Here is a 21,067-nt window from a genome sequence, read left to right as displayed (position 1 = left end):
ATAACGCAAACAGTTTAGGAAATAAAAGCGGGTTTCGAAAAAAAACTATGATTTGAAAAAAGTTATTACAATAACTTTTAGGAATCTTTGAAGGAGAACAGCATGAACCACGAGGTCATGAATCTTTTCAATCCTCAGTCACCAGCACAGACATTTGACTCTATTCGTATTTCGATTGCGAGTCCTGAGAAGATTCTGTCTTGGTCGTATGGTGAGATCAAAAAGCCGGAGACTATTAACTACCGAACGTTTAAACCAGAACGTGATGGTCTTTTTTGTGCGCGTATATTTGGTCCTATTAAGGATTATGAATGCCTATGTGGCAAATATAAGCGTATGAAGTATAAAGATATTATTTGTGAAAAATGTAATGTGGAAGTTACTCTTTCACGCGTGCGTCGTGAGCGTATGGGGCATATTGAACTTGCAGCACCGGTTGCTCATATTTGGTTTCTTAAATCATTGCCAGGGCGTATTTCAACTCTTTTAGATTTAACTTTGAAAGATATTGAAAGAGTTCTTTATTTTGAAAATTATATTGTCACAGAACCGGGTTTAACTTCTCTTAAATTGCATCAGCTTCTTTCTGAAGAAGAATATATGCTTGCTGTTGATGAGTTTGGAGAAGATCAGTTTTCAGCGATGATTGGTGCTGAAGCTATTTATGAGCTTCTTTCTGGAATGGAATTAGAGAAAGTTGCAAATGATTTACGTGCGGAGTTAGCTGAAACAACATCGGAGTTAAAACAAAAAAAATTAATTAAACGACTTAAGATTGTTGAAAATTTTATTGAATCTGGGAATAAACCAGAGTGGATGATTATGAAAGTAATTCCGGTTATTCCACCAGATTTACGTCCATTGGTTCCGCTTGATGGTGGTCGTTTTGCGACGTCTGATTTGAATGATCTTTATCGACGTGTTATAAATCGTAATAATCGTCTAAAGCGCTTAATTGAATTGCGCGCTCCTGGAATTATTGTACGCAACGAAAAACGTATGGTGCAAGAAGCTGTTGACGCATTATTTGATAATGGTCGTCGTGGGCGTGTAATTACTGGAGCGAATAAACGTCCATTAAAATCGCTTTCAGATATGTTGAAAGGTAAGCAAGGGCGTTTTCGTCAGAATTTGCTTGGAAAACGTGTTGATTACTCAGGTCGTTCTGTTATTGTTACAGGTCCTGAATTAAAATTGCATCAGTGTGGTATTCCGAAAAAAATGGCTCTTGAATTATTTAAGCCATTTATTTATGCGCGGCTTGATGCAAAAGGGTATTCATCAACTGTCAAGCAAGCAAAAAAACTCGTTGAAAAAGAGCATCCGGAAGTTTGGGACATTTTGGATGAGGTTATTCGTGAGCATCCTGTCTTACTTAATCGTGCGCCAACGCTTCACCGTTTAGGAATTCAGGCCTTTGAACCTGTTTTGATTGAAGGAAAGGCTATACAGCTTCATCCGTTGGTTTGTACGGCATTTAATGCGGATTTCGATGGTGATCAGATGGCGGTTCACGTGCCGCTTTCTCTTGAAGCACAACTTGAAGCCCGTGTTTTGATGATGTCGACGAATAATATTCTTCATCCAGCAAATGGTGCTCCAATTATTGTTCCATCACAGGATATGGTTCTTGGTTTGTATTATCTTTCAATTATTTCTGAAAAAGAGCCAGGTGAAGGCATGGCATTTTCGGATATGGGTGAATTATATCATGCTTTGGAAAACAAAGTTGTAACTCTTCATACAAAAATTAAAGGACGTTTTAAAAATCTTGATAAAGATGGTCAAGAGGTCGCTAAACTTTATAATACGACACCGGGTCGTTTAATTATTGGTGAGCTTCTCCCTAAGAATCCAAATATTTCATTTGATATCGTTAATCAAGAAATGACAAAGAAGAACATTTCTAAACTGATAGATCAAGTTTATCGGCATTGTGGACAGAAAGAGACAGTTATCTTTTGTGATCGTATTATGCAACTTGGTTTTTCTTATGCTTGTCGTGCTGGGATTTCATTTGGTAAAGATGATATGGTTATCCCTGAGAGTAAGTCACGTTTGGTTGCGGAAACGGAAGCTTTAGCTAAAGAATATGAGCAACAATATAATGATGGTTTAATTACACAGGGTGAGAAATATAACAAGGTTGTAGATGCTTGGGGTAAATGTACGGATCGCGTTGCGGATGAAATGATGAAGCGTATTCAAGCAGTTGAATTTGATCCTAAAACAGGCCGTCAGCGTCCAATGAATTCGATTTACATGATGTCACATTCTGGTGCGCGTGGTTCTGCTAATCAGATGAGACAGTTGGCTGGGATGCGTGGATTGATGGCCAAACCATCGGGTGAAATTATTGAGACACCAATTATTTCTAATTTTAAAGAAGGATTGACAGTTAACGAATATTTCAATTCGACACATGGTGCACGTAAAGGACTTGCTGATACTGCTTTGAAAACAGCAAATTCGGGTTATTTGACAAGACGTCTTGTCGATGTTGCGCAAGATGCCATTATTTCTGCGGTTGATTGTGGCACTGTTAAAGGGCTTACAATGCAATCAATTGTTGATGCTGGACAAATTGTTGCATCGCTTGGACAAAGAATTCTTGGACGTGTTGCTCTTGTTGATATTTTACACCCAGTCTCTGGAGAGGTTATTCTTGAGGGAGGCATGATGATTGAAGAGGCTGATGTTGCTAGGATTGAGGAAGCAGGAATTCAGTCTGTTCAGATTCGTTCTGCTTTAACGTGTGAAACACGTGTTGGTGTTTGTGCTAAATGTTATGGTCGTGATTTGGCACGTGGAACACCGGTCAATCAAGGTGAAGCTGTTGGTGTTATTGCTGCTCAATCAATTGGTGAACCAGGAACACAGCTTACGATGCGTACTTTCCATTTAGGGGGAACTGCTCAAGTTGTTGATACATCTCATTTAGAGGCTTCTTATGAGGGTGTTGTAGAAATTCGTAACCGCAATGTTGTTCGCAATTCTGAAGGTCAATTGGTGGTTATGGGACGGAATATGGCCGTTATTATTAAAGACGAAAATGGAAAAGAGAGAGTTGTCCATCGTATTAGTTATGGTGCACGTATTTTTGTCGATGATGGTGATATGATAAAACGTGGTCAACGCATCGCTGAGTGGGATCCTTATACGCGTCCGATTTTGACAGAAGTTGATGGGTATATAGGTTTTGAAGATATGATTGATGGTTTGTCTGTGACTGAAACAGCTGATGAATCCACAGGTATTACGAAACGTTTGGTTATTGATTGGCGTGCTAATCCACGTGGTGCTGAACTAAAGCCAGCAATTGTTATTCATTCAGATGAAAGTGGTGAGACTATTGCAAAATTGCATAAGGGAAGTGAAGCCCGTTATCTAATGTCAGTAGAAACTATTCTTTCTGTTAAACCTGGATCTTATGTCAAGGCCGGTGATGTTATTGCTCGCTTGCCGATGGAAAGCACTAAGACAAAAGATATTACAGGAGGTTTGCCACGTGTTGCAGAGCTCTTTGAAGCGCGACGTCCAAAAGATCACGCTATCATTGCGGAAATTAGCGGAACGGTTCGGTTTGGTCGTGGTTATAAAAATAAACGCCGTATTATTATTGAGCCAAATGACGAAACTCTTGAACCAGTAGAATATTTAATTCCGAAAGGTAAGCTGTTTCACTTTCAAGAAGGTGATCAAATTGAAAAAGGAGATTATATTCTTGATGGGAATCCTGCACCACATGATATCTTGGCAATTAAGGGAGTTGAGGCTTTAGCATCTTACCTTGTTAATGAAATTCAAGAAGTGTATCGTTTGCAGGGTGTTGTGATTAATGATAAGCACATTGAGGTCATTGTTCGCCAAATGTTGCAAAAAGTTGAAATTACCGAGTCTGGAGATTCTGGTTATATTCCTGGTGATAATGTTGATCGGATTGAATTAGATGAGACCAATGATCATTTAATTGCGGAAGGAAAAAAACCAGCTTCTGGTAATCCTATTCTTCTCGGTATTACAAAAGCTTCTCTTCAAACACCGTCTTTTATTTCTGCAGCATCGTTTCAGGAAACGACTCGGGTGCTTACAGAAGCAGCAGTTTCTGGAAAAATTGATACCTTACAGGGTCTTAAAGAGAATGTTATTGTTGGGCGGCTTATTCCTGCAGGTACAGGTGGTACGATTGCTCAAATTCGTCGTATTGCTACAATTCGAGATGATTTAATTGTGGATGAGCAACGTAAATCTAGTAATAGTGAAGACGTTAAAGCTATGCTAACGGATATGACATCTGATGCAGTTGTTGAATAATTTTGCTATATATTAAAAGTAATATAAAAAACGTCTGGATTTATATTCAGACGTTTTTTTTCAATATTAGAGTTTTGAAATTAGTGTTTTTTGTAGAAGTTGTAAAATTTCTACGAAAGGTAAAACTATCAAAATAATTGCTTGTATAAATATATAATATTTGTGTAATTGAAAAATTCATATTTTTCTATATTTTGAGAAATGAAAAAGAGTAGCTAAATAAAATGCTCACTAAATCTCATATGAAGGTGTCATATAAATTTTGATCACAGTGTAATATATTAAAATAAAATGATAAAATGTGCAGATATTATACAATTAGTGAATTGACACGAGAATTTTCAATAACAGCTCGAACTTTACGGTATTATGAAGAAGAAGGGCTTCTTGTACCTTTTCGACGTGGATCTACACGTCTTTATACGCAAACGGATCGTCATAAATTAAAACAAATATTGCGTGCTAAAAGGGTTAATTTTTCTTTGTCTGAAATATCTGGTATGTTGGTAATGATTGAGAAAGCTCTCGGTGATGAAAGCAAATTAAAAGAATTAATTGCAAGAATTAATAAAAAGCGTTTTGATTTACAACAAATGCAGCGTGATATTGACGATTTATTGCATGATCTAGAACGTGTTGAAGAAATTTTTTTTGAAAATTTAGCTGAGTTAAGGGTAAAACACTGATTTTAAAATCTACTTAATGCTTTTTCTTTTTTTGTGATTATGTTTTCATTACAGAGAGTTTTTAATGAATATTTAAGATAGATTTCTCATCGGATATTACTTTTTTCTGAAAAAATATGATAAATGAATTTAAAAAAATAAGGTTTCTGTTTAGGTCAAGTAAATAATAGATTTATTTCGAATACATTGAAAATATTCATTAAATGAGTATGAAGTTTTGTTGTTGATTAAATCAGTTTAGCGTGTCTATAGAAAGTTTCGTATATTAAAATAACATGCATTAATAATGCTAAAATAGAGAGATTTTTACAGTATTACACGATGGAGATAAATAATATTCTTAAAGAAAATAGAAGGTTATTTCCACGATAAAAATATCATATTTTTAAGTTGAATGTATTGCATTTGAACTTGCTAAATATTTTTTATTTCTGTTACTTGATTGTAAAAGAATTACTGAAAAAATGATAATATGCAAATTCACTTTATTATGAAGGGGAAGTAACCGCGATGTCAGATTCCACTACCGATGTTTTTCAGTCTATTTTATCACGAAAGTCAATTCGAGCTTTTACTGATCAGCTGGTTGAAAAAGAAAAAATTGCAGAAATTTTGAAACTTGCAGCACGAGCACCATCTGGAACAAATATTCAACCTTGGCAAGTTGTAGTTCTGACAGGAGAAGCATTACGGAAAATAGGACAGGAGCTGACACAACTTTCCTTATCAGGTGTAGAAGGAAAGCGTGAATATTGTTATTATCCGCACCAATGGCGTGAACCTTATCTTTCTCGACGTAAAAAAATAGGAGTTGCTCTTTATAAAAGTCTTGGCATTGAGAAAGGCGAAACGGATAAGATGATTCGACAAAAGGCACGTAATTTTTCATTTTATGATGCACCTGTTGGTCTTTTGTTTACAATGGATCGTGATATGGAAATTGGCAGCTGGCTTGATTTAGGGATGTTTATGCAAAATATTATGTTAGCGGCACGTGGATTTGGATTAGATACGTGTCCTCAGGCTTCTTTTGCTGATTATCACGAAAGAATTTGTGAACTTTTATCCATACCTTCTGATCGGCAGATTATTTGTGGTATGGCTCTTGGTTATCGTGATGTAAGTGCTCCAGAAAACAATTTTGCAACTGAACGTGAACCAATCGAAAATTTTGTGCGTTTTATTGAGTAATATGACGGAAATATTTTAGTGCATTGTTACTTTAAAATTCAAAATATTATAAAATTTATTTAGTGAAAATCTATATTTAAATTTAATATTGATATTGTAGCTGAGCGTTTGTTTTATTAGACATTCTATATTTGAATACATATGTTGTTTTTCATTCTTGTTGGTTCTTTAAAAAATGAGGATGGAAAACACTATAGGAAGAGATTTTTAGAGCAAAAGGTAAGATGGGCAGCGTGCGTATATATTATTGTTGTCATTTTTTAGCTGACTCTATAATAGTTTCTAATTTTAAATTAAAAATAGAATAAGAAAAAGCTAATATTTGCGATTGATATTTAGTTTTGAGGTGATTTGTGTTTTTATCTGTTTTTGAGCTTTTTAAAATTGGTATTGGTCCTTCTAGTTCACATACAATGGGACCTATGACAGCTGCCAATATGTTTTTACAGAAAATTTCTGCGCAGAATTCTTCTTCTTTATCTCGTATTAGAATTGCTCATATCCGTGTGTATCTCCATGGTTCTTTGGCTTTTACAGGAGTTGGTCATGCTACAGATAGAGCTGTTATATTAGGTCTTTTGGGTGAAAAAGCTTCTACTGTGAATCCTGATCACATGGAAGGATTGTTAGAAAAAGTTCAACGTGACAAAAAAGTGCAACCAGAAGGTCATCCAGCTTATCAGTTTGACCCTCAGAATGATATTATTTTTGAACGAAAAGAAGTTTTGTCAGGACACGCCAATGGTCTTGCCTTTGAAGCGTTAGATATTCATAAAAATGTTTTATTACGACAGGTTTATTATTCTATCGGTGGTGGTTTTGTGGTGACCGAGGATGAATTGAGCCGCATGAATGATAATGAAAAACTAGAAATATCTACAGTGCCATATCCCTTTGATTCTGCAAGTAAGATGCTTTCAATGGCGGAAGAATCAGGTCTTTCAATCGCTGAAATGAAGCGTATTAATGAAGAAACAAAGATGGAACGCTCTGTTCTTAACACTGGTCTTGATGATATTTTTTCAGCCATGACAAATTGTATTGACAGAGGACTTTCACAAGAAGGTGAATTACCAGGAGGGTTGCGTGTTTTAAGACGTGCTAAAAAATTGTATAACAAACTTCTGGAAGATTGTAAAAAAAATCATAATCATCCATTTTTAGCAAATGATTGGCTTTCTGTATACGCTATTGCTGTCAATGAAGAGAACGCTTCTGGTGGTCGTGTTGTTACGGCACCTACAAATGGTGCCGCTGGCGTTGTTCCCGCTGTTTTACGTTATTATATCCAATTTAATGATGGATCAGATAGAGAAGGGATACATAATTTTTTATTAACAGCTGCAGCTATTGGTGGTGTTATTAAACATAATGCGTCGATTTCTGGTGCTGAAGTTGGCTGTCAGGGTGAGGTTGGATCAGCATCTGCAATGGCTGCTGCAGGATTAACAGCAGCGTTAGGGGGGACACCATCTCAAATTGAAAATGCTGCTGAGATTGCTCTTGAACATCATTTAGGCATGACATGTGATCCGGTTTCAGGTCTTGTTCAGATTCCTTGTATTGAACGTAATGCAATGGGCGCTGTTAAGGCTGTAACGGCTTCTTCTCTTGCACTGCATGGGAATGGAAGTCATTTTGTTTCTCTTGATGCTTGTATTGAAACAATGCGTCAAACGGGGCATGATATGAGTGAACGCTACAAAGAAACAAGTAAAGCCGGTCTTGCACTTAATGTTGTATCTTGTTAACGCAAAGATAAGCTGAGAAAATAAATTGAGTAATATTAGCACGATGTGTGTTAGTTTAAGCAAATAGTACAATCTATTTCGGATAGGGTATTATTTATTGTGTTATTAAGAAGCGTGAAAATATAGTTTTGTATTAGTTAACTGGTGCCAATATTTTGAATAGAAATGCAAAAAGAACCACAAAAAAGTGGCTGGGTTTTAATAACACGCGTTTAGATATTTGTTGCTCCTAAACGAATTTTTACGGGGACATTTCCATTTTGGCTTGCAACACGTAAGTGAATACGCACGGGAGGATTAGCTAAACGACGGTTTCGATTTGTTTGACAGATAAGAAGACTAACAAAAGAATGTGTATTTAGCTTGATTGGAGCATTTTTTAAATGAGCGAGTTTTATTGCTGCATTGTGAAGAGAACGCAATGAGAAGATGAACGACTGCTTTAATAATTTTTCTTTTTCTGGAGCAGTAGCATTATGTTTCATAGTTGCTATCCTTAATACAGAATTCGAAAACTTCTAATATGCTACAATATAGCAGTTAAATTTTGTTTTCTTTAAACTAGAACAAGCGTTGAGTGCAGCTTTTTTCGATTGGAAACCAACAAAACGTGCGCGATAATAGTGATGTTTATTTTTTTCGAAGAATTGTATATGTGAAGATACATGTTTTAAAGCTAATTTTGCTGCATTTTTTGCTTTTAAAGTCAAAGACTCTGCTTGTTTTTTGCTGGGAAGAGAACCAATTTGGATGGCCCATTTGCCGCTAGTTGATAAAGAAGCAGGAATAACCCTACCAATTTCAGCAGATGTCGTTCTCTGAGGGTTGGGAGTCGGTATAATTGCTTGGTTAACCGCAGCTATTGCAGTATTGGAATCATTAGGTTGTTCTGCAAGTGCAGTTAAAAGAGTTGAAATTTCATCATCAACATTGGTTAGATCTGCTTTAGCAACAGGTATAGGAATAGATGCAGTATTGGGGAATTTGTAGCGAGCAGAAGCAACTAAATGCTCATTAGCTTTTATCTGACGAGCTTTTAGAAAATACTGATTTAATAAATTGGCCATATGAGTGTCACGTTGTGTAGATGATTTTCCTCCCATGACGACAGCAACAATGGAGCGTCCTTCAATACGCATTGATGTTGCTAAATTAGAACCTGACATTTGTGTATATCCTGTTTTAATTCCATCAACACCTTTTATTGTTTTGACTAATCTATTGTGGCTGTTAATTGTCCTTCCGCGAAAAGTAAAGCTTGTTGTTTTAAATAGTTTATATTGTTTTGGAAAATCTTTGCGTAGAGCTAGCGCTAGAATGGCCATATCGTGCGCTGTAGAATAATTTCGGACATCTGGAAGACCCGAAGCGTTTGCAAAATGTGTATTCATCATGCCAAGTTGGCGAGCTTTTTTTGTCATCATTCTCGCGAATTTTTTTTCAGTGCCTCCAAGATATTCGCCGATAGCAGTTGCAATATCATTTGCTGATTTGGTGATTAGAGCTTTAGCAGCTGCTTCTACGGGAATTGTTTGACCCGCTTTAAGACCCATTTTTGTTGGAGGACGTGTTGCTGCATATTTTGAGATAGGAATAGGCATATTTGGTGTTACACGTCGTGTTTCCATAGCTTCAAAAAGAAGGTATAGTGACATCATTTTTGTTAAAGAAGCTGGGTAGCGTTTCATATTTGCATTGGCTTGAAATAACGTTTTCCCTGTATTTGCATCTATAACGATAGCTGCATATTTACCAGGATACATTCCTTTAGGGATAGCGATTGCTCCAGAACAAGAAATAGCGAATGCAATAAAGGTAATTGCTACTTTTTTATAGTAATGCATAATTTTTTTGTAGTTAATACACACTTACGATATCCTATTTACACCGAAAAAATTTTGTCAAGACTTCTTTTTGCTGTTATTTATACAGTTTAAGCGAATGGTGTTACTAATTTGTTTATAAAAATAAGTTTTTGGATTGCTGCATTGAATTTAATTTAAGCATAGGGAAAACTTTCATATTTCATATATAATTGAGTATTGCAATGGTAATGAAAGAATTTAAGATTAATATAGTATTCTATATGGAAAGTTATGGTGATGCAAAAATTCATTATAAATCTTACATTCTGTGTTATGCATGATAAAAAAAGTAAAAATTGGAATGATGATAGAGATGATACTGTTATCATGCCAAAATTAAATTTAAAACTTCAAAAACCTAAGTTATATCGCGTTCTGTTACTTAATGATGATTATACACCAATGGATTTTGTTATTTTTGTTTTAAAAAGTTTTTTTAAAAAAAATTATGAAGAAGCAACCCGTATAATGTTAAAAGTTCATCAGAATGGGGTTGGAGAATGCGGTAGTTATACTTACGAAGTAGCTGAAATGAAAGTTATACAAGTTATGGAGTGCGCACGTCAAAATGAACATCCGTTACAATGTGTAATGGAGCAAAAGTGAGAAATTATGCCATCTTTTACACCTAGCCTTGAAGAAGTTTTGCACCGTGCATTAACAATAGCTACTCAAGCGCAGCATGAGTATGCAACATTAGAGCATCTTTTGCTTGCTCTGCTGGATGATGTTGATGCAAGTTCAGTTATTCGCGCTTGCCAAGTAGATTTAGAAGGGTTGCGAGAGAAATTAAACAATTACATCCAATCAGAATTGGATGCACAGATTAAAACTGATGAAGATACAAAGCCAACGGCGTTTTTTCAGCGTGTCGTTCAGCGTGCAGTGATTCAAGCTCAATCAGCTGGAAAAGATGAAGTGTCAGGAGCTAATATTCTCATCGCGATTTTTTCTGAACGTGAAAGTTATGCTGCATATTTTCTGCAAGAAATGGGAATGACGCGCTATGATGCTTTGCGTTTCATTTCACATGGTGTTGTACGTGAAGATGGATTGTCTTTGTTGCTTGAAGATATTGAAGAACAATTTGATCAGCAGACTTCAAATAATGAAGAAAAATTAACGAATACGCTTGCTACTTACTGTGTTGATTTGAATGATAAAGCGCGTAATGGAAAAATTGATGTATTAATTGGCCGAGAATTAGAAATTGCGCGAATGATACAAATTTTATGTCGGAGATCAAAAAACAATCCACTTTTAGTTGGTGATCCTGGTGTTGGGAAAACGGCTATCATTGAAGGTTTGGCTAAGCTCATTGTTGATGGTCAAGTGCCAGAAGTTTTATCTAATGTAAAGATATTTTCTCTTGACCTAGGAGGAATTGTTGCAGGAACGCGTTATCGCGGTGATTTTGAAGAACGATTGAAACAAGTCGTTAAAGAATTTGAACAGAATCCTAATGCTATTTTATTTATTGATGAAATCCATACATTGGTTGGAGCGGGTGCGACATCTGGTGGAAATATGGATGCAGCAAATCTTTTAAAACCTGCATTATCTTCAGGAACTATTCGGTGTATTGGTTCAACGACTTATAAAGAATATCGCAAAATTTTCGAACAAGATAAAGCTTTAGAACGTCGTTTTCAAAAAATAGATATTCATGAACCATCTGTTTCTGATGCAATTAAAATCTTGAAAGGACTCAAACCTTATTTGGAGGATTTTCATCAGGTTAAGTATACGGATGAAGCGATAAAGGCATCTGTAGAGTTATCTTCACGTTATATGGCTGATCGCCGATTACCGGATAAAGCCATTGATGTTGTTGATGAAAGTGGCGCAGCTCAAATGCTTTTACCAAAAAAACAGCGAAAAAAGAATATAGGTGTTAAGGAAATTGAAGCGACTGTTGCGGTTATGGCAAAAATACCGTCTAAATCTCTTTCTAAGAATGACCAAAAAATACTTGGTAATCTTGAAACAGAACTTAAGCATGTTGTTTATGGACAAGATCAGGCAATAGCAGCATTAGTCTCATCAATTAAATTAGCGCGAGCAGGATTGCGAGAGTCAGAAAAACCTATTGGGAGTTATTTGTTTTCAGGACCAACAGGTGTCGGAAAAACTGAAATTGCAAAACAATTAGCGCTTTCTTTAGGAGTTGAGCTATTACGTTTTGACATGTCAGAATATATGGAGAAGCATGCCGTTGCGCGTTTAATAGGAACGCCTCCAGGTTATGTAGGGTTTGATCAAGGGGGGCTTCTTACGGATTCAGTTGATCAAAATCCTTATGCTGTTTTATTATTAGATGAAATTGAAAAAGCTCATCCAGAATTATTTAATATTTTATTGCAAGTGATGGATTATGGTCAGTTAACAGATCATAATGGCAAGAAAATTGATTTTCGTAATATTATTTTAATAATGACAACCAATGCTGGTGCTTCAGATATGGCAAAATCGGCTATTGGATTTGGTAAGATATCTCGCGATAGTGATGATGTCGAAGCGATTAATCGATTATTTACACCTGAATTTCGTAATAGATTAGATGCTATTATTCCATTTTCACCCTTGTCTCGGTTCGTTATTAATCAAATTGTTCAGAAATTTATTTTTCAGCTTGAAGCGCAATTAATTAATAAAGCAGTTACTTTTGAATTAAGTCCCTCTGCTATATCATGGCTTGCCGATAAAGGATATGATTCTCATATGGGAGCGCGTCCATTAAGCCGTGTTATCCAAGAACATATTAAAAAACCATTAGCTGATGAAATTCTATTTGGAAAGTTACGCAATGGCGGAATAGTTCATGTATTAACACGTAAGTCTGATGGTGGGAAAGAGCAGTTACAGTTAGAAATTTCATCTTCTAAAATGTCTGTTCATTCAAAAAACAATAGAAAAAATAACTTTATCAAAAAACAGATGAAGAAAAAAGACTCTATAATTTAGAGTATTTTAAAGAAATTCTTGAATTTTTTTTGCATGTTCTTCAAGTGTTTCTGTTGATGTTATGACTGCATTATGGAGAGCAAGTTCTACTCCTTCCATACGTGGTATAACATGAAAATGAAGATGATAAACGGTCTGATTGCTTGCAGCTTCATTAAATTGCATAATGGTTACGCCGTCTGCTTGAAAAGCTTTTTTGACAGCATTTGCAATTTTTTGAACGACTTTAATCACTGGAAACAATATTTCAGTATCTGCATCAAGTATATTTCTAGAACCTTTTCGAGGTATAACCAGTGTGTGACCTGGCGCCTGCGGCATAATATCCATAAATGCAATAACATCATCATCTTCATAAACACGAACAGAAGGAATTTCATTGCGAATTATTTTTGCAAAAATATTATCTTTATCATAAGCTTGTTTCATAAAATATTTCCTTTTTACGATGCTTTTTTAAGAAAATAGTTCGTTTATACAATATTTAATTTTAAGATATTGTTTTCATCATACGTTTGCAAAATATAAATTTTATAGCATGCATTTTTTCTTTGTATCAATGTTTGATGTCTGTTAGAAATTACACTTCTATTATCGCTTCAATTTCTACAGGTGCATTCATTGGAAGACTTGCGACACCAACAGCAGAACGAGCGTGTTTTCCAGTTTCTCCGAGGATATTAACGAATAAATCAGAAGCGCCATTGGCAACAAGAGGAATATCTGTAAAGTTAGGATCTACAGCAACAAAAACGTTAATTTTGGTTATTCGTTTTATTTTACTTAAATCACCAAGAGCTGTTTTTATTTGTGCCAGAATATTGATTGCACATATTTCTGCTGATTGTTTTGCTTGCTCAATGTTGACAGTAGCTCCAACTTTTCCGATCGCTACAAGTTTTCCGTTGGAGAGTGGAAGCTGTCCAGAAATAAAGAGCTGATGACCATTTTGTGAGGTAGTTATATAATTTGCGACGGGTTGTGTTGCTTCAGGAATGCTAATGCCAAGTTTTGTTAGGCGATTTTCGATTGAATTGGTCATATTTTAACTCCATAGTTATTTTAAATATCTCTTTCATACAGTTAGTTAAAGTACAAGTCTTTTTGTTTTTTATCTTTTCTCTAACGGTTGTGAGCATTAGAGTAAGAAAAAAGATGTTGAGAAAAATCTTATTATTTTTCGTGATTTTATATTTTGTTTGTCTGTATTCTATGAGCGCAGAAGAGTCTGTTTTTATTGTTCCCCATCGAGCAATTTATGATCTTAAGCTTGATAATGCTTCTGATGGAACTGTAGTGTTGGGGGTATCTGGGCGCATGGTTTATGAGCTTATAGGTTCGGAGTGTCAAGGGTATACGACGCGTTTTCGTTTTGTTAGTCGTATGTACGTTGAGAATATGCCGGTGCGTTTAATCGATCATCAAATGATGCACTACGAAACGGCTGATAGCCTTCAATTTCAATTGAATGCAACAGAGAAAGTTAAACAAACGGTTTCTCGTATTATTGAAGGAAAAGCAGAGCGTATTAACGATGGAATTATAGTTAAATTAAAAAAACCAACAAATAATATACATAAGCTTGAGAAAGCTGATTTTCCCATTATGCAGCTGAAAGGCATTATTCAGCATGCGAAAGCAGGTCATCATTTTTATGAAGCAGTTATGTTTGATGGAACCGGTCATGCAAATCGAGTTATGAGAGAAAGTGTCATCATTGGAGATAAGAAAGATCAAATATTTGATGAAAACGAAAAATTTAGACAGTTAAATACAAAAGAGTATTGGCCTATTACAATTTCTTATTTTGAAGATGTAAATAATAAAGACAGTCTTCCTGTTAACCGCATGAGTTTTCTTCTGTATGAAAATGGTGTGATGCGTGATGTTCTCTTAGATTATGGAAATATTTCAATTTATGCGAAACTCAATACTCTTGAGTTTCTTAGTTTTGATGAAAATATTGAGAATTGCAAACATTAAGTAATATGCAGAAAATAACTTGCAAAAAAATCAAATGTTAGTATGGTGAGTGTTATTCCACACGCGAAATTTGGGTGTTTGCCAGAAAAATTGAGCAAATGTCCGCCGGTAGCGGTTTTTTGTCGCTTTTGTTTCGCGGAGGTTAAACCGGAAAGGATAGAATTATGGCACTACCAGATTTTACTATGCGCCAGCTGTTAGAAGCAGGTGTCCATTTTGGTCACCAGACACATCGCTGGAATCCAAAGATGGCTCCATATATTTATGGTCATCGCAGTAATATTCATATTATAGATCTTACTCAGACTGTTCCACTTCTTCATCAAGCACTTAAGCTTGTATCGGATACTGTTGCACGTGGTGGTCGTGTTTTATTTGTTGGCACTAAACGGCAGGCGTCTGATATTATTGCTGACGCGGCTGTTCGTTCTGCGCAATATTATGTTAATGCACGTTGGCTTGGCGGCATGTTAACGAATTGGAAAACGATTTCTAATTCAATCCATCGTTTACGTAAGCTTGATAAAATTCTTGCTGCTGAGGCGCAAGGTTTTACTAAGAAAGAACGCTTAAATCTTGAACGTGATCGTGAAAAGCTTAATCGTGCACTTGGTGGTATTAAAGATATGGGGTCTGTTCCAGATCTTATGTTTATCATTGATACGAATAAGGAAAGTATTGCTATTCAGGAGGCAAAGCGTTTAGGCATTCCTGTTATTGCTGTTATTGATACTAACTGTGATCCTGATGATATTGATCATCCGATTCCAGGCAATGATGACGCTTCACGCGCTATTTCTCTTTATTGTGATTTGGTTGCTCGTGCGGCTCTTGACGGTATTGCTCGTCAGCAAGGTGCTATGGGTGTTGATCTGGGAGCTAAGGATGATGTTCTTTCAGAACCTGTTTTGGAGAAGATAGATGTTTCTGAAGAGTCTGTTTCAGAAGATGTTGTTTCGGTTTCTGAATAGTGATTCGAGTATGCCAATGAGGGCACTTGTTTTCTAGAGAAAAGGTTATGAGCGTGCACGGGTCATTCTTGCACGCTTTCATTATTATACGACAAAGAGGCAAATATGAGCATTACTGCTGCACAAGTAAAAGAACTTCGGGAAATATCGGGCGCTGGTATGATGGATTGTAAGGCTGCTCTTTCAGAAACAAATGGTGATATGGAGGCTGCAGTTGACTGGCTTCGTAAAAATGGAATTGCTAAAGCTGATAAGAAAGCTGGGCGTACAGCAGCTGAAGGGTTAATTGGAGTTGCGTCAAGTGATTTAAGTGCTGTTTTGGTTGAGGTGAATTCTGAGACAGATTTTGTAGCTCGTAACGATAAGTTCCAAGAAATTGTACGCAATGTAGCAACCGTTGCTCTGGATGCAGATGATTGTCTTGAATCTGTTTTTGCATCCATTTATCCGTCTTCTGAGAAGACTGTGGAAGAAACGATTAAAGATGCGATTGGTACAATTGGGGAAAATATGACGTTGCGTCGCACTGCTAAGTTATCTGTTCAGGATGGTGTTGTCGCTACTTATATTCATAATGGTGTAGCTGACGGTCTTGGTAAGCTTGGAGTTCTGGTTGCAATTGAAACGGCAGGAGATAAGGAAGCAGCTGTTGCTTTTGGGCGTCAAGTTGCAATGCATGTCGCTGCGACCAGTCCATTGGCATTGACTGAAAAGGATGTTGATGCCAGTGCTGTTGAGCGTGAAAAAGCAATTTTCTCTGATCAAGCACGTCAATCTGGAAAACCTGAGAATATTATTGAAAAAATGGTGGAAGGACGCCTTCGTAAATTTTACGAAGAAGTTGTTTTACTTTCTCAAGCCTTTGTTATGAATCCTGATGTTACTGTTGAGGCTGCTTTGAAGGAAGCTGAAAAGTCGATTGGTGCACCGGCAAAAATATCTGGTTTTATTCGTTTTGCGTTGGGTGAAGGTGTAGAGAAGGAAGAGGCTGATTTTGCAGCAGAAGTAGCTGCCGCTGCGAAGAATTAATTATAGACATAGTGAGGAACCGACTATTTTGTGAATTATATTACAAAATTTTTAAGTTGTACTACTGATGTGAAAAAATATGACTAATTTTAAAGGCATCGCGTGACAAAGGTGATGCCTTTGGTGTATCGAGAGGAAAAGAAGATATGTTCTCTTGGAGATTATAAATGGCATTAGCTTTTCAATATAAACGTATCTTGTTAAAAGTGTCTGGTGAGGCACTTATGGGAGAGCAAAGTTTTGGAATTGATGTTGCTGTCGTTGACCGTATTGCTGCCGATATTTCTGAAGTACGCGAAATGGGCGTAGAAGTTGCTGTTGTTATTGGAGGAGGTAATATTTTTCGTGGCGTTGCTGTTGCTTCGCGTGGAGGAGATCGCATAACCGGTGATCATATGGGGATGCTTGCAACAGCAATTAATTCTTTAGCGTTGCGTACTTCATTGATGAAATTGGGCATTGAAACAGTCGTGTTATCTGCGATTTCTATGCCGCAAATTTGTGAAAGTTTTTCGCAACGTAAAGCGATAAGCTATATGAATCAAGGGAAGGTTGTTATTTTTGCTGGTGGTACAGGGAATCCATTTTTTACCACTGATTCTGCAGCTACTTTACGCGCAGCAGAGATTGGTGCAGATGTTTTATTAAAAGGAACTCAAGTAGATGGTATTTACTCTGCAGATCCAAAAACAGATCCTACAGCGCAGCGTTTTGATCAATTAACGCATGTTGAAATTTTGCAAAAGGGATTGTCTATTATGGATACGACGGCGGTAACTTTGGCGCGTGAAAATAATGTTCCTATTATCGTTTATTCTATTCATGAAAAAGGTGGTCTTGCTAAAATATTAAATGGAACAGGACGATTTACGATAGTATCGGAATAAAATATTTAGGGCGTAATTAAAGGAGACAGAAATATGAGTGTTATATCGATTATGGATGATCTAAAACGCCGTATGAATGGCGCTGTTTCAGCTTTTAAACATGAGTTAGGTGGTTTACGGACTGGAAGAGCATCAACGAATTTACTAGAGCCCTTAACAATAGAGGCTTATGGTTCTATTGTTCCTATAAGTCAGGTTGCTAATATTTCTGTTCCAGAGCCGCGGATGCTTTCAGTTTCTGTATGGGATAAAACTTTGGTAGGAGCTGTGGAGCGAGCAATTCGTGATTCTAGTCTCGGTTTAAATCCTATTACGGATGGTACAAATTTACGTATTCCTCTTCCGGAACTCAATGAAGAGCGTCGTAAAGATTTAGTAAAAATTGCACATCAATATGCAGAGCAAGCTCGTATTGCTACGCGTCATGTTCGTCGTGACGGAATGGATCATTTAAAAAAATTAGAAAAAGAAGGGGAAATTAGTAAGGATGAGGCACACAACCTGTCTGAAAAAGTCCAAAACCTCACAGATGAAACCATTATACATATTGATAAAATTTTAAGTGTTAAAGAATCTGAAATTATGCAAGTTTAAGGTTGCTTTTGTCAGGAAATAAAATGTTATATCCGCACCATATTGCCATTATTATGGATGGGAATGGACGGTGGGCGCGTGCACGCGGATTGCCTCGTATAGCAGGACATAAAGCAGGCATAGATGCGCTTCGCCGTATTGTATATTATGCGAGAAAAGTTGGTTTAGAGTGGTTGACGGTTTTTGCGTTTTCATCTGAAAATTGGACAAGGCCTTCTTCTGAAGTGAATCACTTGATGAAGTTATTAAAAAAATTTCTTAAACGAGATCTTTTAGAATTACATAATAAAAATGTTCGCATTCATGTGATTGGCGATCGATCCAGTATTCCAGGAGATGTTTTAGAAAAACTTACTGATGCAGAGAATACAACAAGAAACAATAATGGTCTTAATCTTGTTGTTGCTTTTAGTTATGGAGGGCGTAATGAGATAAGTCGGGCTGCACGTTATCTTGCTCAATTAGTTGTTGATGGTTTTTTATCTCCTGAACAGATTACTGATAATTTATTAGCAGATTATCTCGACACGAAACAAATGCCAGATCCTGATTTAATTATTCGAACAAGTGGTGAACAGCGATTCTCTAATTTTCTTTTGTGGCAGGCAGCATATTCTGAGTTGCATTTTTCTTCTTGTTTTTGGCCTGATTTTGATGAACAAGATCTTGAAGTTGCGGTCGCTGATTATTGGTCTCGAGAGCGTCGTTTTGGTGTATTGAGTCAGTGTGATAAATGTAAATAAATTTACAATATATTTTTTTTGTTTATACTTACTTCATATTTTCCTCCTGTATTTTTGTGTTTCTGGAGATGATTTTGTCTAATATTTCTGCTCGTGTTTTAACATCTTTTGTTTTTGGTATTATTGCTTTGTATTTTACGTGGGTTGGGGGAGTTTCATTTTTTTTCTTTACATGGGGAGTTGGTGGTCTGGTTCTTTATGAGTGGATTAGTATAACAAAAGAAAAGTGGAATTTATTACAAAAAATATTAGCTGGTATATTTTACTTATTTTTTGGTTTATTTTTAATATTAGCTGTGTCAGCTTTACTGCTTTTTTGTATGTTAGTCATTTCAGCATTTTTACTGTATGCTGTGTCATTTAAGAATGTTGGTTGGATCTCTTTTGGCTTTTTGTACTCGTCTTTACCTGTTGTCGCTTTATCTTTTTTAAGAGGATATGAGGATTTAGGGTTTTGGGTTGTTATTTTTTTATTTGCGATTGTTTGGGGAACAGATATTGCTGCATATTTTAATGGGCGTGCACTTGGTGGTCGTAAATTAGCACCGAAATTTTCCCCTAATAAAACATGGTCGGGAGCGCTTGGTGGGAGTATTGTTGGAGTTTTTAATGGTGTTTTAATTGCTTTTTTGGCATTTGATATAAGTCCAACAAATATTTTTATACTGTTACTTTCTCTCACTTTATCAATTGTTTCACAAATTAGTGACTTGGGGCAGTCCTACTTTAAAAGACGATTCTCTGTAAAAGATTCGGGTTTTTTATTACCAGGTCATGGTGGTTTTATGGATCGCATGGATGGTTTGATTGGTGCTTCTTGTTTTCTTTATTTAATTGGTTCACTTTTATCGAGTACAAATGCGCCTTTTAGTTTTTTCTGTATGATTTAATTGAGAGAAAGAGAGTGTTGTATTTTGTGAATCATCTACACAATGTAAGTGATTTATTGTTAAAGGGAGTCAGTGTTGTTTCCGTTATTATGATTATCATCTTTGTTCATGAAATAGGGCATTATCTGGTTGGACAATGGTGCGGTATTAGAGCGGAAATTTTTTCACTGGGATTTGGCCGCAAATATTCAGTTATAAAGATAAGTGTGGTACACAGTGGCGTTTAGCGCTTATCCCTTTAGGGGGATATGTGAAATTTGTTGAATATGAAGAGGGAACAAGTACGTTTTTATCTCAATCAGCGTCTATTTTGTACGGTTCATTTTCAAAAGCTCATGCTTGGAAAAGAGCGGCAACTGTTTTTGCAGGCCCTTTGTTTAATATTCTTTTTACTCTTGTGATTTTTACATTTTTTTTCTTTTCTTATGGACGTGTCATTGTGGAGCCTGTTGTAGGATCTTTGATAAAAAATGCACCTGCTATGCAGGCTGGTTTGACACAAGGTGATCGTTTTATTGAAATGGATGATCAAACTGTTGAAAGTTTTGAAGATTTGATCGCTTACGTGACTTTTCATGGTGGAGATCCTATAAAATTTAAAATGGAGCGTATGGGACAAATATTTAATACAATTATTACACCAGTAGTGGTTGAACAGCATGATGTGTTTGGGAATAAAGTTCATGTTGGTATGATAGGTGTAAGTGCCCCCACTGATCCGGAGAATCCTAAGCGTTTAGATACAGTCTATGAAAAGCACATTCGATATAATTTGGGAGAAGCTATAGGAAAAGCATCAGAACGCGCAGTGTTTATTGTTACTCAAACAATTTTTTTTATGAATCGTTTAATAAAAGGACAAGGAGATCGTTGTCAGTTAAGTGGTCCTTCTAAAACAATTAAAATTGCTTGGAAAATGAGCGAGTCAGGTTTTCTTTCTTTGTTAAGCTTTACAGGTTTTCTTTCAATTGGTATTGGAGTTGTTAATCTTTTTCCACTTCCTCCACTCGATGGCGGGCATTTATTATTTTACGTTATTGAAGCTATTGTTGGAAAACCAGTCCCTGCTAAAGTTCAAGAGATTATTTTTCATATAGGTTTTTTTGTTGTTTTTATATTTATGATTTTTTCTGTATTTAATGATTATTTTTGTTGGTTTCGCTAATTAAATTATGGAAAACATTTTGTAAATTATATAT

17 protein-coding genes and 1 pseudogene are annotated in these 21,067 nt (G+C 36.1%); 14 read left to right on the top strand and 4 right to left on the bottom strand.

From position 1 onward, the window contains the following. The first annotated feature begins 102 nt into the window (after positions 1–102). The 4 genes from rpoC to NPY00_RS02790 all read left to right on the top strand — a co-directional run bounded on the left by rpoC (position 103) and on the right by NPY00_RS02790 (position 7,942). The gene (gene rpoC / locus NPY00_RS02805; RefSeq protein ID WP_269020524.1) at positions 103–4,314 is read left to right on the top strand and encodes a DNA-directed RNA polymerase subunit beta'; all 4,212 of its coding nucleotides are present in this window, start codon (positions 103–105) and stop codon (positions 4,312–4,314) included. 299 nt (positions 4,315–4,613) lie between these two features. Continuing rightward, entirely contained in the window at positions 4,614–5,000 is a 387-nt protein-coding gene (locus tag NPY00_RS02800; protein WP_269020523.1) for a MerR family transcriptional regulator, read from the top strand. Between the two features lie 510 nt (positions 5,001–5,510). Next, the gene (locus NPY00_RS02795; protein WP_269020522.1) at positions 5,511–6,191 is read left to right on the top strand and encodes a nitroreductase; all 681 of its coding nucleotides are present in this window, start codon (positions 5,511–5,513) and stop codon (positions 6,189–6,191) included. Positions 6,192–6,544: 353 nt separating this feature from the next. Beyond that, positions 6,545–7,942 (top strand): L-serine ammonia-lyase, encoded by a 1,398-nt coding sequence (locus NPY00_RS02790; RefSeq protein WP_269020521.1) that lies wholly within the window; start codon positions 6,545–6,547, stop codon positions 7,940–7,942. Between the two features lie 212 nt (positions 7,943–8,154). On the opposite strand, the gene NPY00_RS02785 is transcribed toward NPY00_RS02790, so the two are convergent. Both NPY00_RS02785 and NPY00_RS02780 read right to left on the bottom strand, forming a co-directional pair. Then, positions 8,155–8,427, bottom strand: a complete 273-nt coding sequence (locus NPY00_RS02785) for a hypothetical protein (RefSeq protein ID WP_269020519.1) — start codon at positions 8,425–8,427, stop codon at positions 8,155–8,157. 33 nt (positions 8,428–8,460) lie between these two features. Further along, on the bottom strand, positions 8,461–9,810 hold the full coding sequence (locus NPY00_RS02780; RefSeq protein WP_269020518.1) for a D-alanyl-D-alanine carboxypeptidase: 1,350 nt from the start codon (positions 9,808–9,810) through the stop codon (positions 8,461–8,463). A 228-nt stretch (positions 9,811–10,038) separates the two neighbouring features. On the opposite strand from NPY00_RS02780, the gene clpS reads away from it, so the two are divergent. Together clpS and clpA are read left to right on the top strand one after the other, a co-directional pair. Further along, the gene (gene clpS, locus NPY00_RS02775; protein ID WP_269020517.1) at positions 10,039–10,413 is read left to right on the top strand and encodes an ATP-dependent Clp protease adapter ClpS; all 375 of its coding nucleotides are present in this window, start codon (positions 10,039–10,041) and stop codon (positions 10,411–10,413) included. Positions 10,414–10,419: 6 nt separating this feature from the next. After that, complete coding sequence (clpA, locus tag NPY00_RS02770; RefSeq protein ID WP_269020516.1) at positions 10,420–12,771, top strand: ATP-dependent Clp protease ATP-binding subunit ClpA; 2,352 nt, start codon at positions 10,420–10,422, stop codon at positions 12,769–12,771. A 6-nt stretch (positions 12,772–12,777) separates the two neighbouring features. Here clpA and NPY00_RS02765 read toward each other — a convergent pair whose 3' ends face one another. Next, the gene (locus NPY00_RS02765) at positions 12,778–13,200 is read right to left on the bottom strand and encodes an HIT family protein (RefSeq protein WP_269020515.1); all 423 of its coding nucleotides are present in this window, start codon (positions 13,198–13,200) and stop codon (positions 12,778–12,780) included. A gap of 151 nt (positions 13,201–13,351) precedes the next feature. Then, a complete protein-coding gene (locus NPY00_RS02760; protein ID WP_269020514.1) occupies positions 13,352–13,813 on the bottom strand; it encodes a RidA family protein in 462 nt (153 codons plus the stop codon). 170 nt (positions 13,814–13,983) lie between these two features. Here NPY00_RS02760 and NPY00_RS02755 point away from each other — a divergent pair, with 170 nt between their 5' ends. From NPY00_RS02755 to rseP, 8 genes and pseudogenes are all read left to right on the top strand, one after another. Further along, positions 13,984–14,754: an EipB family protein gene (locus tag NPY00_RS02755; protein ID WP_442864024.1), complete on the top strand. Its 771-nt coding sequence runs from the start codon at positions 13,984–13,986 to the stop codon at positions 14,752–14,754. A 164-nt stretch (positions 14,755–14,918) separates the two neighbouring features. Continuing rightward, positions 14,919–15,725 (top strand): 30S ribosomal protein S2, encoded by an 807-nt coding sequence (gene rpsB, locus NPY00_RS02750; protein ID WP_269020509.1) that lies wholly within the window; start codon positions 14,919–14,921, stop codon positions 15,723–15,725. Positions 15,726–15,830: 105 nt separating this feature from the next. Continuing rightward, on the top strand, positions 15,831–16,754 hold the full coding sequence (tsf, locus tag NPY00_RS02745; RefSeq protein WP_269020507.1) for a translation elongation factor Ts: 924 nt from the start codon (positions 15,831–15,833) through the stop codon (positions 16,752–16,754). A 167-nt stretch (positions 16,755–16,921) separates the two neighbouring features. Continuing rightward, positions 16,922–17,641, top strand: a complete 720-nt coding sequence (gene pyrH, locus NPY00_RS02740) for a UMP kinase (RefSeq protein WP_269020506.1) — start codon at positions 16,922–16,924, stop codon at positions 17,639–17,641. Between the two features lie 33 nt (positions 17,642–17,674). After that, on the top strand, positions 17,675–18,235 hold the full coding sequence (gene frr / locus NPY00_RS02735) for a ribosome recycling factor (RefSeq protein WP_269020504.1): 561 nt from the start codon (positions 17,675–17,677) through the stop codon (positions 18,233–18,235). 23 nt (positions 18,236–18,258) lie between these two features. Beyond that, complete coding sequence (locus tag NPY00_RS02730) at positions 18,259–18,978, top strand: isoprenyl transferase (RefSeq protein WP_269020503.1); 720 nt, start codon at positions 18,259–18,261, stop codon at positions 18,976–18,978. A gap of 74 nt (positions 18,979–19,052) precedes the next feature. Further along, on the top strand, positions 19,053–19,868 hold the full coding sequence (locus tag NPY00_RS02725) for a phosphatidate cytidylyltransferase (protein ID WP_269020502.1): 816 nt from the start codon (positions 19,053–19,055) through the stop codon (positions 19,866–19,868). Positions 19,869–19,885: 17 nt separating this feature from the next. Then, positions 19,886–21,033 (top strand): annotated as a pseudogene (rseP, locus tag NPY00_RS02720) (RIP metalloprotease RseP). Positions 21,034–21,067 lie beyond the last annotated feature (34 nt).

It is taken from the genome of Bartonella sp. F02 (assembly GCF_026929975.1).
Lineage (GTDB): Bacteria > Pseudomonadota > Alphaproteobacteria > Rhizobiales > Rhizobiaceae > Bartonella.
The sequence above is the reverse complement of the archived record's forward strand: the minus strand, read 5'-3'. Positions and strand labels throughout refer to the sequence as shown.